The following is a 16,687-nucleotide window of genomic DNA, read 5'->3' as shown; positions in this document are numbered from 1 at the left end:
CGTTTTCCGGCTTCTTTTCCTGCCGGATTGTTTCCTTTTCCGCACCGGTTGCTGATGCCCCGGTAATATAAGGTACTCGTTCAGGAAAATGGGAAAGGGTAACCGGATCGTTCAGCTTCGGGAGGGATTGAGCTTCAGACAAAGGCCAGACCATTTCATACGCTGTAAGAAAACGCCCGCCGGACTTGCGGTTTGAAACAAGAATTGCCAGTTTCTTTTCCTGATGCAGGGAAAATGCCACTTCGTCGGCCGCACTGTTCAGCGGGAAAGCCAGTCTCTCAGCATGGTATTTTCCATTGTTCCTCCTCGAGAAAAAGATATCGTGTTGTCCCGTTCCCATCGCTGAAGTGGAAACGCACCATACCGAATCAGCGGGAGAGAAAAAGGCGGACGAAAATTCAGGCACCGGATATTTTTCTTCCGTTGCCGGACGGAAATCATCCCAACCCGTTGCCTGGTGAAAGACACTCTCCCACTGCTCGTATTTTTTCGGCCAGCGGCCCGGAAGGGAAAAAACAAGCCGGGATCCGTCATAAGGACGCAGCGGCACAATCCATACAGGAGGAATTTCCTGCAGCGAATACCGTTGCAGAAAAATTTCCGGTAACGTACGCAGGATGAATGTATCACCCGTCACGCTTATAAAAGGAGGCCAGGGAGGACCTGATCCCAGGGAAGTTTCTTTGTATATTTTCACATTAACAGGTGTCTGAACCGCTTTTCGGGCCGAATCAGCCCATGCCCTGGCCAGCAGAGCATTCTTTTTTATTGCTGAAGGAATCTGCTTGTCAGCCAAACAGGAGGCATATACCGATATGGCCTCATCAAAACGGTAAAGGGTGCGGTACCCTTCTCCCTGCCAGTAGAGTGCATCAGGATAGAACTCCGCCACGGAAGGATATTTCAGCAGTTCAATCCCTCTGGCCGGGTCAATATTTCCCCGGATGAGGGAAAGTGCCAGGTAATAGTGGTAGGCAGGATCTTTCGGAAAAAGCCCGAGCAGTGCATCATAATAGCGGGCTGCCGAGGCATAATTTCCTGAATCAAAAGCACTTACTGATCTTGACCGCAACAGGTCGGGTGAAAGCCTGATTTCCTGGGCCCGACTTTTTTCGCAGTTCACAAGCAGAAAGACGGCAAAAAGGAAAGGACAGAACTTTTTCAGGCTTAAAACTGTTATTAAGGAACACTTCGAAGGGTATGGGGTAAAAAAGAAAAACATATGCCTCCCGCTCCTTCCCGTATGCCTCAGGTGTTGAAAAAACATTGAAAAATAATGAATAATCGCCCCTTGTTGGCGGTAAAAATAAATAAAATAAACGTTAAATTTGAACAACTATGAGTACACTGCAAAAAGGATCCAAAGCCCCTGATTTTGAGGCACAGGACCAAAACGGAAACCGGGTTTCGCTGAAACAGTACGCCGGGAAAAAGATTATTCTTTATTTCTATCCAAAGGATGACACGCCCGGATGTACTGCCGAAGCATGCAATCTGCGCGATAATTACCACACGCTCACTTCAAAGGGTTTTGTGGTAATTGGCGTAAGTACCGATCCTGTGACTTCGCACAGGAAATTTGCTGACAAATACGAACTCCCCTTCACCCTGGTGTCAGATGCTGAAAAGAAGATTGTAAAAGCATACGGTGTGTGGGGAGAAAAAAAGATGTACGGAAAAACCTACGAAGGGGTAAAACGTACCACATTTGTAATAGGAGAAGATGGTACCATTGAACTGATTCTTGACAAAGTAGATACCAAAGATCACGCCCGCCAGGTTCTTGAGGCACTCGGCACACATTAACATAAAATACCACTATGGAAAAGGAAACCAAATCACAGAAAAAAGAAATTGACAAGGAAAAACTGAAAGCACTTCAGTCAACGATTGACAAGATTGATAAAGATTTTGGGAAAGGGGCCATCATGAAGCTGGGAGATCATCCCGTTGAAAATGTGCCTGTAATTCCATCGGGGTCAATTGCTCTCGACTTTGCCCTGGGGATCGGCGGATATCCCCGCGGCAGGATTGTAGAAATTTACGGCCCGGAATCTTCAGGGAAGACTACCCTGGCGTTGCATGCCATTGCCGAAGCCCAGAAAGCCGGAGGTATTGCTGCCTTTATCGATGCCGAGCATGCCTTTGACCGTTTTTATGCAGAAAAGCTGGGTATTGACGTGGAAAACCTTCTGATATCGCAGCCTGATAACGGGGAACAGGCATTGGAAATAGCCGACAACCTGATTCGTTCGGGAGCAATCGATATCATTGTCATCGACTCGGTGGCAGCTCTGACACCCAAAGCAGAAATTGAAGGAGAAATGGGCGATTCGAAGCTGGGCCTTCAGGCACGGCTCATGTCGCAAGCCCTGCGCAAACTTACCGCCAACATTAATAAAACCAATACCTGCTGCATTTTCATCAATCAGCTGCGCGAAAAAATCGGGGTTATGTTTGGCAACCCCGAAACCACGACAGGAGGCAATGCGTTGAAGTTTTATGCTTCTGTACGAATTGATATCCGCAAGATCAACCAGTTGAAGGAAGGAGAAGACGCCACCGGAAACCGGGTCAAGGTGCGTGTTGTGAAAAACAAATTGGCTCCGCCTTTTAAAAAGGCTGAGTTCGACATCATTTTCGGAGAAGGCATTTCCCGCCTGGGAGAAATCATCGATCTGGCAACCGAAAAAGATATCATAAAAAAGAGCGGAAGCTGGTTCAGTTATGGCGATACGCGGCTCGGACAGGGACGCGATGCCGTTAAGCAGCTTCTCCGCGACAATCCCGAACTGACAGCCGAAATTGAGCGGAAAATCATTGCATCTCTGCAGGAATCCTCTAAAAATTAACTGCTTCAGAATACAATTTTCCCCCTATGAGAAACGTACGGTTTATTATCCTGACCTTTGTTGTCAGTGTCCTTGTTTTTTCCTGTTCCGGACCCAATAAAAAAGCAAAAGAAAAATCCACGGCCGATTTTTCCGGAACCCTTACTCCTGAAGAAATAGCAGGCAAAAAACTGACACCCGAAATCCTCTGGAAATTCGGCCGTATTGGTGAAATGCAGGTTTCACCCGACGGAAAAACGGTTCTTTATTCGGTAACCCGTTACGACATAAAAGCCAATAAAGGAAACACCGATCTTTTCCTGCTGAATCTTTCAGACGGAAAGACCTTGCGGATTACCAGCACAGACGAATCGGAATCGAATCCCCGCTGGCATCCTTCAGGAAATCAGATTGGCTTTCTTTCGTCAGAAAGCGGCACTTCCCAGATCTGGGAAATCACTTCTGATGGAAAAAACCGCAGGCAGGTCTCATTTTATTCGGGCGATATCAATAGTTTTGAGTATGCCCCAACCGGCGACAAAATTTATTTTACCGCTGAAGTAAAAACCGATACGGCCCCTTCGGATCTTTATCCTGATCTGCCCCTGAGCAATGCAAAGATATACGACGATCTGATGGCCAGGCACTGGAATCAGTGGCATGATTATGCCTACAGCCACATTTTTACCGCCAGGTATAAGGAAGGAACCGTTACAGAAATCAGGGATATTATGCCCGGAGAACAATGGGACGCCCCTCTTTCTCCCTATTTTGAGCCCCAGGAAATTGCATGGAGCCCTGACGGGAAATACATTGCCTACACCTCAAAGAAACTCAAGGGAAAAGAATATGCTGTGAGCACGAATTCTGACATATACCTGTATTCCCTTGAGACCGGCGCCACAGAAAACCTTACAGAAGGTATGCCGGGATATGACCGGAATCCGGTATTCTCGCCCGACGGAAAGAAACTTCTCTGGACCAGTATGGCCACACCGGGCTATGAGGCTGACAAAGACAGATTGTTTCTCATCGACCTGCTTACCCGTGAAAAAACCTACCTGACGGAACAGTTTGATCAGAGCGTTTCCAGCATGGTATGGAGCAGGGATGGAAGCAAAATATATTTCATCAGCGGCATCAAAGCTACCTTTCAGGTTTATGAGATGGATCCGGCAACCCGCGCCATCCGGCAAATAACTTCAGGTCCGCACGATTACACTTCCCTTGCCATTGCAGGGGATGTGCTGGTAGGAACCCGAATGAGCATCCGCATGGCACCGGAAATTTTTTCCATCCGGCCGTCTGACGGTACTGAGACCCAGCTGAGCTTTGTAAACAAAAACATTTACGATAACATACCCATGGGTGAAGTGAGGGAACGCTGGGTAAAAACAACCGATGGAAAGAATATGCTGGTATGGGTCATTTATCCGCCCGATTTTGATTCGACCAAAACCTATCCTGCTCTCTTATATTGTCAGGGCGGGCCTCAGAGTGCCGTGAGTCAGTTCTTTAGCTTCCGCTGGAATTTTCAGATCATGGCTGCCAACGGGTACATTGTCGTTGCTCCTAACCGGCGGGGCCTTCCGACATTCGGACAGGAATGGAATGATCAGATTGCAGGCGATTATGGCGGACAAAATATGAAGGACTATCTGAGTGCCATTGATAACGTCAGCAAAGAGCCCTATGTGGATGCATCGCGGCTTGGATGCGTTGGTGCAAGTTACGGAGGATATTCCGTCTTCTGGCTTGCCGGACATCACAACAAACGCTTCAAAGCCTTCATTGCCCATTGCGGGATTTTCAACCTGGAGAGTAATTATGCTTCGACAGAAGAATTGTGGTTTCCGAATCATGACCTGGGTGGACCTCCGTGGAAAAATCCCAAACCCGCTTCATACCGGTTTTCGCCCCACCTCTATGTTGAAAACTGGGACACACCTATATTGATTATAACAGGAGGAAACGATTTTCGCATACCTTATTCAGAAAGCCTTCAGGCATTTACGGCGGCCAGATTGCGTAACCTGCCTGCACGTCTGCTGTTCTTCCCTGAAGAAAGCCATTTTGTGCTCAAGCCGCAGAATTCCATTCTATGGCAAAGGGAATTCTTCGGATGGCTTGATAAATATGTTAAAAGACATAATCAATAATTCTCAGAACTGAATGAATTGTAAATAAGCCGGTTGGTTCCAGGAGCCTGGCGCCAATCGGCTTCTTTAATTATTTTTCAACAGAACAGAATCTCTTTCCTGTTTTTGCCGGAATTAAAAATTTATTTAAATTTAAATTATGATTCAGATTAATACAGGAAATAACTTTTCGCAGGTTCTTCTGCATCTGGTTTTCATTGGCACATTCGCCTTTTTTTACATTCTGGCAATTGTTGTTTTGAAGCCGTTCCGACTGCATCAGAAACGTAAAATTTCAACTCTCCTGCTGAAACTCTCCTATCTGGTTTACTTGTTTATCTTCCTCGCGTATATATATCTTTTTCTTTTTTATCAGGAACCTCCGGTTGATGATATGCTTCCGGCTTCTGCGCCGGTCAAAGGGGTTTTTCGCTATGAATACCTTTTGCTGCTGCTCACATTCCTGATTCCCAACTTTGGAATGCTGTTGCGACGGAAAGTTCATGGATGGAGAACGCAGTACAATGTTCTCATAACCTCTGCCAACCTGCTGGCAGCCACATATCTGGTCTTGCTGATTTTAATAACCGACTGGATTTTCTGATCACCGGACACTCCATTTTTGGTACACCAAATCCAGTACCTTCTGCATATTTTTTTCTGTTCCTTCCTCTCCTCTCAGCCAGTGAATTTTAATTCCGTTTCGTTCCATCCTTCTGAAATAGGTCCGTTGTCGTTTGGCGAACTGGTGAATGGCTATCATCAGTTTTTGGAACATTTCATCATAGCTTATTTTGCCCAGGAGGTACAAGGTGATCCATTTATATTCCAGTCCGTAATACATCAGATCATCGGGAGAAATACCTTCTCTTAACAATTGTTCTACTTCCCCAATCATACCTTCCTTCATCCTGCGTTCCAGTCGCTCTGTGATGCGCCGGCGTTCGGTGGTACGCTCATACTTTACCCCCATCACCAGGGTGTCAAAATTTGGCAATAAGCCCGGAAGATCAGGATGTTTTTGCTGATAAACGGCAATCTCGAGAGCTCTGATCAGCCGCTTGCGGGTTTCAATATCGGTCTTGTTATGCAGAGGTGTAATAGTTGCCAGCATTTCAGCCAATTCCTGATCGGATTTATGTTCCCATTCTTTGCGAAGTTCTGTATTGACCGGAACATTGAGAAGCCGGTAATTCCGGATAACCGCTTCAATATACAGCCCGGTTCCCCCGCAAACCAGAGGAATAACTCCTTTTGAAGCAATCTCAGACCATGCATGAAGGAAATCTTTCTGGTAATCGAAAAGAGTATACTTCTCCCCCGGTTCCCTGATGTCAATCAAATGTACAGGAATCTGTTTATTATCAATAACATAATCATCATAATCCTTTCCTGTACCCAGATTCATTCGACGATACACCTGGCGTGAATCAGCACTGATGATTTCGCTGCCGAGCCTTTGGGCAACGAGCGCCGCAAGGCGGGTTTTGCCGCTGGCAGTAGGCCCAAGGATTACCAATAACGGATTATTTTTTATGCAGTGATCCGACATTCTTCCCTATGCATTGCGACATCAAAAATATTCCATCCCGGCGAATAATAAAATCTGCCCTTTTCTCTTTCCCGGAAACGGAATGAGGAACAACAGATTCACCGAAGAATAATCACCCTTTTCCCCGCCAGGAGAGGAAGCCCCATAGACAAAAGCAATTTAAATCTAATTCCCCGCAGGGGATGGAATCGTATTCCAAAGTTCCAGGGTTTCAGAGTTCCAGCGTAGAGCGTAAAGCGTAGAGCGTAAAGAGGGGTATTGAGTTTAGAGTGCAGAGCATTTTTTAATTAGCTTAGAGCGTGAAGCGAATGGCAAAAGATCTTATCATTTCCCCGTTAGGGGATGAAGGACAATAGAAACGGTGATCAAATCCAATCAAATTCCCCGTTAGGGGATTAAGGTCAGTAGGTCGGGGTAGAAAGGTTCCAGAGTTCCATGGTTCCAATGTTCCAGAGTTCCAGGGTTCCAAGGATTTCCGATTTCCCATTTCCCATTTCCTATTCATTTGTTCTGGTTTTCATGGTGTGATCTCTTACAGGAAATTAAAAATTGGAAATAGGAAATTTTCAGTGATTTCCGATTTCCCATTAATGAATTTCCGATTTCCCATTTCCCATTTCCGATTAATTAATTTCCGATTTCAGATTTCCCATTTCCAATTAATGTGCTCTTGTTTTCATAACGTGATCTCATACAGGAAATAGGAAATTGGAAATAGGAAATTTCCAAAGATTTCCCATTTCCTATGAACGTATTCTGGTTTTTATAGCGTGATCAAGGACAGGAAATAGGAAATTGGAAATAGGAAATTCCCGGGGCTTTTTGAGTTGTTATTTGAGATTTTCCAGTGTTGAGTAAACAATTGGGCAGAACCTTAAGCGTAGAATAAACTGATGAACACCATTTCTTTACGCTTTGCGCTAAGCAAGATACACCTCTCTATATCCCTGCATTAAAAATTATCTACATTTGCTGCCGGATAATTTCGGGAGTATGAATTGGAGCAAAGTTTACCAACGGGCAAAAAACATGCTGTATCAGCCTGAACAGGAATGGACGATAATCAGGGAAGAGAACCTGCCCCGCACAACGGTTCTGCGTGAATACGCATGGCCTATGCTGCTGATCGTTCTCGTTGCCACCTTCATCGGGAGCATATTGTTTCACACCGGCTACCACCTTACATTCGGATACCTTTTTGCCCGCATCGTAACTTCTCTGGCACTTTCCGGAGGAGTTATGTATCTATCTGCTTATTTCATTAACGAAACCGTTGAGCGATTCGGAGGCATAAGAAATCTGGATGCTTCCGTCCGTCTGGCGTCCTATTCCTGGACAGCATTCTTTTTTTTCTATGCCCTCGCCTGCATCCTTAGCCTTTTTCCCCTCAACGTGCTGTTCTACATCTGTTCCCTTTATTCGGTTTATCTTTATTACACCGGAATTTCACCCATGCTTTCCGTTCCTGAAAACAACAGGATACGGTTTACCATCATTTCAGTGATCATCATGCTGGTGCTGTTTGTCATTGCCTCTGTTATTCTCGGAATCCTGTTTGCCGGCCTTCTTGAAAATGAAGTAACCGTAACCATATAACCAGCTTACATCCTTTTTTTGAGTACCTTTACAGCCGTTTTGAAAAGCAAAGCATGGAATTTCAGAACAATATCCAGATAAAAAACAAAAAGGCATATTTCGATTACGAACTCGTTGAGAAATATATTGCCGGCATTGTCCTTACGGGAACCGAAATCAAGTCCCTCAGGATGGGCAAAGCCAGTCTGGTTGATACCTACTGCCTTTTCAAAGACGGGGAACTGTATGTGCGGGGAATGAATATAGCAGCTTACGATTATGGCACATACAACAACCATGACCCCATGCGCGACCGCAAACTTCTCCTGCAAAAAGCAGAGCTAAGGAAACTCCTGCGCAAAACAAAAGAAAAAGGTTTTACCATTGTCCCCACCCGGCTTTTTATCACCGAAAAAGGTCTTGCCAAACTGGAAATAGCCCTTGCCCGAGGGAAAAAAGAGTATGACAAACGGGAAACGATCAGGGAAAGGGATTTGAAAAGGGACATGGAGCGCAACCGGATCAGGAAATACTAATCTGCTCCCGTTGAATAGCGCTTTTACTGACTGAAAAAGAAATCCTGCAACTCATAAAGGTCTGGCAGGGTAAGATTGTTTTTATAATCAAAATATGCGTCAATAGCGGCAATTACTTCTTCAAACGACAGGTATCCGTCCTGATCGGTATCGACAAAACGGAATTTTTCGGGGATAACCGTTTTTACTTTTACGGGTTTCTGCGCCACAGCCCAGTACCATTCAGCATCTTTTCTGCCCACAGCTTCAAGAGCAAGAAAATTGTCAACTACGCTGTCAGGAATCGTTATACCTTTTTTGTCAACAATGGCACCGGGTAACGAACCCGGTTCCCTGTCGAGGTAATCAGGAACACCATCTTTGTCAGCATCAAAGGGGCAACCCGTTGAATCAACCGGAACTTCTGACGGTGTACCCGGACATTTGTCCCATCCGTCAAATACACCGTCATTGTCTTCATCTTCGTACAGAGAATAATCATAATCATCCAGGCTGGCAAACATTTTTTCCACCACCTTTTTTCGCGGCGAAGAAAACAGATCGAGTTGCATGGTTATATAAGAGAAGGAAAAACGGTCGTTGCGTTTGTTACCTCCCGCATTTCCATTGGCTGATGTATTGTCAGTCCCCCCCAGGTTATCGAGGTAATCGGTATTGGTAAAATGCACCGAATGCCCCATCCTGATTGTCAGGCGATTGGAAACATGAAAATCAATTCCTGCATCAAGGGGAATGGCAAAGGCGTTTTCGGGGTACTTTCCCTTCCCATAGATATCCTGTTCCCGCAGGTCGGTTTCATAAACATAGTCACGCTGAAGGAGGCGGTTCGGGTAAACATCCTGTGGCCGGTTCCTTATGGTTCCGTCATTCCAGTAAAAATACAGATTGCCGTCGGCATCGTACAAATCTCCTTTGGTATTGAACTGAAAATTTTCGACACCCACTGAAACAAAGGGACTCAGGATTGGAGGCTTTTTGTAAAAATGTCCGAACCGGTATTCCAGATTCAGGGCAAAAGCAATGAGAGAACTCTGAAAATTCAGATTTTTAGCCGGATCACTTAAAGAGCGCTGGTTTCCGGTGAGGGTTCCATAGGTCAGGCCAAAATTGGTAATGTAATAGTGCTTGTTGTCAAGGAAGGTTGAAACATTGAACTTAACCCCCATGTTTCCTACGAGCGGACTATGAATATTGTTCCTAACATCCCCGGTAAAATGAAGATACCCGGGACCCAATCCTATGACGGGCTTATATACAGGATTGGTAACCTCAACTTCCTCCCTCAGCATTTTTTCCCAAACATCTTCCTGGGCCAACAGAGCAAAAGGACTACCAAACAGCAGGAGAAAACCTGCAAGGAACCATAAGAGAATCCCCCTATGTTTTTCTGTGTTCATCGCGTGGATGAATGGGTCAGTGCAAGGGCTTCCTGAACCGATATACGTTTTCCGTTATTATAGGCAATAATAAACGCGTCTTTCAGCAGAGTTTTAGTAAATAATTCCTCTTTGTATTTTTGTGCCTCCTTGTATGTCGAAAACGATCCAACCGTATATTTATACCAGCCTTCTGCTTCTTCCACACGCACCTCATCAGTAATCTTCAGCCTCCGGAAATGCTGCGGTACGCTGATCTTATTCCTGGTGGCCGCGATCTGCACCCGGAAGTAAACTCCTTTTTCGGGCAGCAGGCGATAGAGCTCCTGAGCCGTTTCCGGCAACCCACTCTCCGACGGAGTAACAGCAGGTTTGTTCTTTTTTTCTGCCGCAACCGAAGGAAGCTTCTCAACAGAGGAAGGAGTTTTTTCCGCAGAGGCTTTCTTTTCCTCGCTCCTGACAGCAGTAACAGCTGGAGCGGCAGGTTGCTGAACAGAGGTTTTCTTTTCTTCTTTGCCGGCGTTTGAGGTAGTTGGAGGCAAAGCTGTCTGACCGGCAGGTTTTGTTTCTTCCGAAGCCAGAAGAGGCATTTCTCCTTTGCCTGATACCATGGCGTCAACAAGCGTAGAAAGTGCAGGTTTGTCAAGCCTGGCCAATGGCTGACCGGTTGGCGAGACGGGTACAGAGAATGTCCGGTTCTGGCTTGTATAGGAGAATGCACCTTTCAGCTGTATGGTTCCGCCCGGGGCTCCTGATTTCGGGGTCAGGCGATAGGATATTGTGAACCAAGGATCGGCCGGAAGATTCATCCACAAAAACCGCACCATGCCATCGCGCAGGGTAAACAGTCCGTCTTTCCTTTCAACGGCTACAGCAGTATATCCGGCCGGTATGGTGTCTTCCAGCTTGCCAAAACTTGTCAGATTGCCCTTATAAATCAGCAAGGTAATAATTTCCTCTCCGGGCAAATTATTGGAAGGTTCCATATTGCGGAGGCAGAAAACCTCGGGGCCGGAAACGGCAGTCACTGCAGAAGGAACCTTTTTCTCGAAATCATTGATATCAACAAGTAAACGGGAATCGGTCGAAGGTGACGGAAGAATGGTAATTTCCTTTGCAGGAAGCTGGATGGATTTCCTCTCCCCATTATCAACGTATGAGAAACTGCCACCCAGAGTGAATTTCCCTTTGAGACGGTAATCGACCTGTACGGAATAAACCACAGAAAAAGTATCAGTTTCGGGCAAACGGAACCATATCATGCGAACCCTTTTGTCCTGAAAGGAAAAATCAGCATTGGCCGGATTAACTGAAACAGCCTGCAAACCGGCAGGAAGATCCTGAAAAAGCCTGCTGAAACTCTGTATGTTTCCCTTACTGAAAAAAATCTTAACCGGAAACGATGTTCCGGCTGTAACCGAGCCCGGTACATCCATTTTTACTTTTACCTCTCGTGTCTGGGATACAGCCGAGATGGAAAGAAAAAGAAGAGCAACAGGCAGGATCATTCTTGACCGGAACATAGGAATATTTTTTCTGTGCTTACATACAAATATATGAATTCTTCAGAAGTTCGGGCTGAGCATGTATTTTGAATAGAAGGTATCAATAATCTCAACGGCTTCGTCGGATGTATCAACCACAGTGAAGATATCCAGGTCGCCGGGACTGATGTTGTGTTCGCGTTCCAGCATAACTTCCCGTATCCATTTGATCAGGCCTTCCCAGTATGATTTCCCGACCAGTACAATAGGGAATTTTCCGATTTTGCCGGTCTGGATAAGGGTAATGGCCTCAAAAAGCTCATCAAAGGTTCCGAAACCACCCGGCAAAACGACAAATCCCTGCGCATATTTCATGAACATTACCTTGCGGACAAAAAAATGATCGAATGTTATAAGCTTGTCTGAGTCGATAAAGAAATTGGGTTCCTGTTCAAAGGGCAGGGATATATTGATCCCCACGCTCTTGCCTTTACCCCGTTTGGCACCCAGGTTGCCGGCCTCCATGATCCCGGGGCCGCCCCCGGTAATAATACCATATCCCCGCTGGGTCAGTTTATAGGCAATCTCCTCAGCCAGCTTGTAATATTTGTTATCGGGAGTAGTGCGGGCCGAACCAAAAATAGAAACACAAGGACCAATACGGGCCAGTTTTTCAAAACCTTCAACAAATTCCGACATGATTTTGAATATCTTCCATGAATCCTCGGCTTTGATTTCCTGCCAGTCCTTGCTCTTAAAAGCCGATACAATTTTCTCTTCACCTGACATCATAAACGAAACATATTTAAATTAGCCATAAGGTTTTACCGTTTCACAATTCCGGGCTTTGCTTTGCAAAGTATAAATAATTTATGCACAGAATAAAAATTTTTTCAACCGGTGTTCACGTGGTATTTTTCTGTTCATAAAAAGCGGTCAGTTCCCTGGCAAGAAACTGGCCGGTATAGCTCCCGGCACAGCGGGCTACCTGTTCAGGAGTGCCGGTACAGATGATTTCGCCTCCGGCGGCCCCGCCTTCCTTTCCAAGGTCAATGATGTAATCAGCCACTTTGATCACATCCATCTGGTGTTCAATCACCACAACCGTATTGCCTTTGTCAACCAGTTTATTGAGCACGTCAATCAGCACCCTTATATCTTCGAAATGAAGACCGGTTGTTGGTTCATCGAGAATATAAAGAGTCCTGCCTGTATCTCGCCGTGACAGTTCGGCAGCGAGCTTCACACGTTGCGCTTCTCCGCCCGAAAGGGTTGTGGAAGGCTGACCGAGGGTAATGTATCCCAGTCCGACTTCTTCCAGAGTAATCAGCTTCCGGTAAATGGACGGATGACTGCGGAAGAATTCAACAGCCTGATGAACGGTCATATCCAGCACATCACTGATGCTTTTCCCCTTAAACTTAACTTCAAGGGTTTCGCGGTTATAGCGTTTTCCGTTACAATCTTTGCATGTTACATAGACATCGGGCAGAAAATTCATTTCAATGGCCTGGACCCCGGCTCCCCGACAGGTTTCACAGCGGCCTCCTTTTACATTGAAAGAAAAACGCCCTGCTTTAAATCCCCTGATTTTTGCATCAGGCGTCTGTTCAAACAACAAACGGATATCGTTCATAACACCGGTATAGGTGGCTGGATTGGAACGGGGTGATCTGCCAATCGGATCCTGGTCAACCTCGATCACCTTATCAATGTGTTCAGTACCTTCCATCTGATCGTAGGGTAAGGGGTCTGCACCGGAACGGTACAAAAGTTTTGACAAGGCAGGATGAAGGGTATCGTTGATGAGAGAAGATTTTCCGCTTCCTGAAACACCGGTAATACAGACAAAGGTTCCCAGGGGAATGGATACGGTAACATTCTTAAGGTTATTTCCTCTGGCCCCTTTGATTGTGAGGTATGCACCGGAGCCTTTTCTTCGAACGGAAGGTACAGGAATACATTTTTCGCCCGAAAGATACTTACCTGTTATGGTATCTGATGCAAGGATCTCAGCCGGTGTTCCGGCGGCGACAATTTCCCCGCCGTGCCGGCCGGCTCCCGGCCCCATATCGATAAGATAATCGGCCGAGAGCATCATTTCCCTGTCGTGCTCGACCACGATTACGGAATTGGGAAGATCCCTCAGTTTTTTTAACGATTCAATCAGACGCAGGTTATCGCGCTGATGCAGTCCAATGCTGGGTTCATCCAGAATGTACAGTACATTTACCAGCTGTGACCCGATCTGCGTTGCCAGACGAATCCGCTGGCTTTCTCCGCCCGAAAGGCTTGCAGCAGGCCGGTTGAGGCTCAGATACGAAAGCCCTACATCGAGCAGAAAGCCAAGACGGGTGCGGAGCTCTTTAAATATTTCACCGGCAATGGCTTTCTGGCGGGCAGGCAGTGTATGCTCTGTTTCTTCAAGCCACCGATACAGCTCATCAATATCCATGGCCGAGAGTTCGGCAATATTTTTCCCGGCAATTCTGAACCAAAGGGCTTCTTTCTTCAGCCTCGTGCCATTGCATTCGGGACATACTACTTTCCGGTAATACTGATCGTATTCGCCGTTGCCATTTTCCCCATTTTCCTGATGGGATGCCAGGTAGCTGACAATTCCGTCGAAACTGAGGAAATAATTGGATGTACTGCCTAAAGGACTGTTGATAAGTTTGAACGATTCTTCTGAACCGTAAAGAATAACCTGAAGGGCTTCCTCAGGAATTTCAGCAATGGGGGTATTCAGCGTAAAGCCGTATTTATGGGCAATGGATTCCAGTTGCCAGAAGATAAGCGAATTTTTGTAAGGTCCCAGAGGCTGGATTCCTCCCTTTCGGATGCTCACCAGCGGATCAGGGATTATCTTTTGCAGGTCAACTTCGTTAACAGTACCCAGGCCATTGCATCTGGGGCAGGCACCACGCGGCGAATTGAAGGAGAAACTATGGGGAGCCGGTTCATCATATGATATTCCGCTGACCGGACACATAAGACGCCGGCTGAAATAGGTAACTTCACTGTTTTCGTGCCGTTGCACCATCACAATGCCTTTGCCATGTTTCATGGCTGTCTGCAAAGAATCGCGCAGGCGCTTTCTTTCTTCATCCTTTACCAGCAAACGGTCGACAACAATTTCAATGTTGTGCGTTTTGTACCGGTCAACCTTGAGCCCGTATTTCAGTTCGGTAATCTGCCCGTCTATTCTGACATAAAGGAAGCCGCGCTTTCTGATTTGCTCGAAGAGTTCGCGGTAATGCCCTTTGCGACCCCTGATCACAGGCGCCAGCAGGAGAATCTTCTCACCGGCAAACTGGCGCAGAATCAATCCGATGATTTGTTCGTCGGTGTACCTTACCATCTTTTCGCCCGTAACATAGGAGTATGCCTCGCCGGCCCGGGCAAACAGAAGACGAAGAAAATCATAGATTTCTGTAATCGTTCCGACAGTGGAACGGGGATTACGTGTGGTTGATTTCTGCTCAATGGCGATCACCGGACTGAGACCGGTTATCCTGTCCACATCCGGTCGTTCCGGGGTACCTATAAACTGTCGTGCGTACGATGAAAGGGTCTCAATAAACCTACGTTGCCCTTCAGCATATAAGGTATCAAAGGCAAGGGAAGATTTGCCGCTTCCGCTCAGGCCTGTAATCACCGTGAGCTTGTTTCGGGGAATCAGTACGTCAATATTCTTCAGGTTGTGCACACGCGCGCCAAGTACCCTGATAGCCGCTTCACTGCCCGTCTTTTCAGAGGCTGTTTTTCTTGTTCCGCTCATAATTACTGAATCGTATCGTTCCCGTTAACAGGCAGACTGTCAAAATTGAGCCGGAAGGGATATTCATACTCCCCGTATCCTTCAACAGGAATTTTGATGATGTATTTCTTCCTGGACTGATTTGTAAGCTTGTTGTTTCTCAGCCAGGGATTATGCAGTTTCAGTATCTTATAATTGATACCAAACTGATGTGCATAGGCAGTAAAATCGGTTACCGATGAATCAAGCGGAACAAACCGGTAGGCAACAGGAGGATATAAATCTTCTTTCCGCAGGTGAAAGCCATACGCTTCCGGATCAGCAAGAATCAGTTTGAGGGCAAGAATGCGGAAGAGGTACCGTGAGGTTTCCTCCCCGAGCAAAAGATCATAGTAATTGTTTACCCGTTGCCGCTGCAACTGAAGGTTCAGGGCTTTGCGCCCCATGTTGTAGGAAGCGGCGGCCATGGTCCAGCTTCCGTACATGCGATAAGAATCGTTCAGAAACCGGCAGGCAGCTTCGGTTGATTTTTCAATATGATACCGTTCGTCAACCTCGGCATTTACCTCCAGACCGTATTGCCTGGCTGTGCTTTCAATAAATTGCCAGAAACCAACCGCATCTTTCGGAGAAACAATATGGGTCAAACCACTTTCCACCAGGGGCAGGTATTTGAAATCCTCAGGAATACCATTTCGCTTGAGAATGGGTTCAATTACAGGAAAGTATTTATTGACCCGCTTCAGGAACAACAGGGTTTGTGACTGAAAATAGGTATTAACCAGCAATTCCCTGTCGAGCCGTTCTCTGATATCATAATCCTGTAATGGCACTTTTTCACCGGCGAAATCGAGCGTTGAAGGAAGAGGAAGGGCATACACACCATATTGCTTCTGAAAACGGGCTGACCAGAGATCATTTTCCTCACTACCTGCACTGAGAAAAAGAAATACTGCCGATGCCAGCACAAGCACAACCGGCCATTTCAACTTATCCTGCATGAAAAACCTCCTCATTAATGCAAAAAAGCAAAGGTAGTGCATTTCATGGTTAAAGACAAAGAAGGGAGAGTCCTATGGTTTCAGGATTCAAGAGTTCCATGGTTCCAATGTTCCAGGGTTCCAATGTTCCAGAGTTCCAATGTTCAAAAGTTCCAGGGATTTCCGATTTCCGATTTCCCATTTCCCATGAACGTATTCTGGTTTTTATAGCGTGATCAAGGACAGGAAATAGGAAATTGGAAATAGGAAATTCGCGGGGATTTGTGAGTTGTGATTTTAGATTTGAGATTTTTCGGTAGTCAATGCCTAAATAACGTTGACCGTTTTATTAATAATTTTTATTCTTTTTTTATTAAGATGATTTACCGTTGATAACGGGAGATAACTCTTTAAAGAGTTATCCTCGTTATCAATGGTATCTTTAAATGTTTTTG

At 46.0% G+C, this 16,687-nt stretch carries 12 protein-coding genes and 1 pseudogene; 6 read left to right on the top strand and 7 right to left on the bottom strand.

The window, feature by feature from the left end:
* A partial coding sequence (locus GX419_06025) for a tetratricopeptide repeat protein (GenBank protein NLI24242.1) occupies positions 1-1,123 on the bottom strand: 1,123 nt, incomplete at its 3' end.
* Between the two features lie 215 nt (positions 1,124-1,338).
* Between GX419_06025 and bcp the strand changes: the two genes are divergently transcribed.
* The 4 genes from bcp (at position 1,339) to GX419_06005 (ending at position 5,573) form a co-directional block, all read left to right on the top strand.
* Positions 1,339-1,806 (top strand): thioredoxin-dependent thiol peroxidase, encoded by a 468-nt coding sequence (gene bcp, locus GX419_06020; protein ID NLI24241.1) that lies wholly within the window; start codon positions 1,339-1,341, stop codon positions 1,804-1,806.
* 14 nt (positions 1,807-1,820) lie between these two features.
* On the top strand, positions 1,821-2,852 hold the full coding sequence (gene recA / locus GX419_06015; protein ID NLI24240.1) for a recombinase RecA: 1,032 nt from the start codon (positions 1,821-1,823) through the stop codon (positions 2,850-2,852).
* Between the two features lie 26 nt (positions 2,853-2,878).
* Positions 2,879-4,990, top strand: coding sequence for a S9 family peptidase (locus GX419_06010; protein ID NLI24239.1), 2,112 nt, complete (start codon positions 2,879-2,881; stop codon positions 4,988-4,990).
* Positions 4,991-5,129: 139 nt separating this feature from the next.
* A complete protein-coding gene (locus GX419_06005) occupies positions 5,130-5,573 on the top strand; it encodes a hypothetical protein (GenBank protein ID NLI24238.1) in 444 nt (147 codons plus the stop codon).
* Here the strand turns inward: GX419_06005 and miaA are convergent, their stop codons facing one another.
* Complete coding sequence (gene miaA / locus GX419_06000; GenBank protein ID NLI24237.1) at positions 5,574-6,521, bottom strand: tRNA (adenosine(37)-N6)-dimethylallyltransferase MiaA; 948 nt, start codon at positions 6,519-6,521, stop codon at positions 5,574-5,576.
* 993 nt (positions 6,522-7,514) lie between these two features.
* Between miaA and GX419_05995 the strand changes: the two genes are divergently transcribed.
* Together GX419_05995 and smpB are read left to right on the top strand one after the other, a co-directional pair.
* Positions 7,515-8,117 carry a YIP1 family protein gene (locus GX419_05995; protein ID NLI24236.1) on the top strand — a complete coding sequence of 201 codons (603 nt, stop codon included), beginning with the start codon at positions 7,515-7,517 and terminating at the stop codon, positions 8,115-8,117.
* Between the two features lie 53 nt (positions 8,118-8,170).
* On the top strand, positions 8,171-8,632 hold the full coding sequence (gene smpB / locus GX419_05990; protein ID NLI24235.1) for an SsrA-binding protein SmpB: 462 nt from the start codon (positions 8,171-8,173) through the stop codon (positions 8,630-8,632).
* Between the two features lie 311 nt (positions 8,633-8,943).
* Here the strand turns inward: smpB and GX419_05985 are convergent.
* The 5 genes and pseudogenes from GX419_05985 to GX419_05965 all read right to left on the bottom strand — a co-directional run bounded on the left by GX419_05985 (position 8,944) and on the right by GX419_05965 (position 16,253).
* Positions 8,944-9,093: pseudogene (locus tag GX419_05985) on the bottom strand (outer membrane beta-barrel domain-containing protein).
* A gap of 932 nt (positions 9,094-10,025) precedes the next feature.
* On the bottom strand, positions 10,026-11,531 hold the full coding sequence (locus GX419_05980) for a hypothetical protein (protein NLI24234.1): 1,506 nt from the start codon (positions 11,529-11,531) through the stop codon (positions 10,026-10,028).
* Between the two features lie 42 nt (positions 11,532-11,573).
* Positions 11,574-12,281 (bottom strand): TIGR00730 family Rossman fold protein, encoded by a 708-nt coding sequence (locus tag GX419_05975; protein ID NLI24233.1) that lies wholly within the window; start codon positions 12,279-12,281, stop codon positions 11,574-11,576.
* Positions 12,282-12,396: 115 nt separating this feature from the next.
* Positions 12,397-15,273: an excinuclease ABC subunit UvrA gene (uvrA, locus tag GX419_05970; protein NLI24232.1), complete on the bottom strand. Its 2,877-nt coding sequence runs from the start codon at positions 15,271-15,273 to the stop codon at positions 12,397-12,399.
* A 2-nt stretch (positions 15,274-15,275) separates the two neighbouring features.
* On the bottom strand, positions 15,276-16,253 hold the full coding sequence (locus GX419_05965) for a lytic transglycosylase domain-containing protein (protein ID NLI24231.1): 978 nt from the start codon (positions 16,251-16,253) through the stop codon (positions 15,276-15,278).
* Positions 16,254-16,687 lie beyond the last annotated feature (434 nt).

The organism is Bacteroidales bacterium (genome assembly GCA_012517825.1).
In the GTDB taxonomy this organism is placed as follows: domain Bacteria; phylum Bacteroidota; class Bacteroidia; order Bacteroidales; family JAAYUG01; genus JAAYUG01.
Note: the sequence above shows the minus strand (reverse complement) of the source record. Positions and strands in the feature narration are given on the sequence as shown.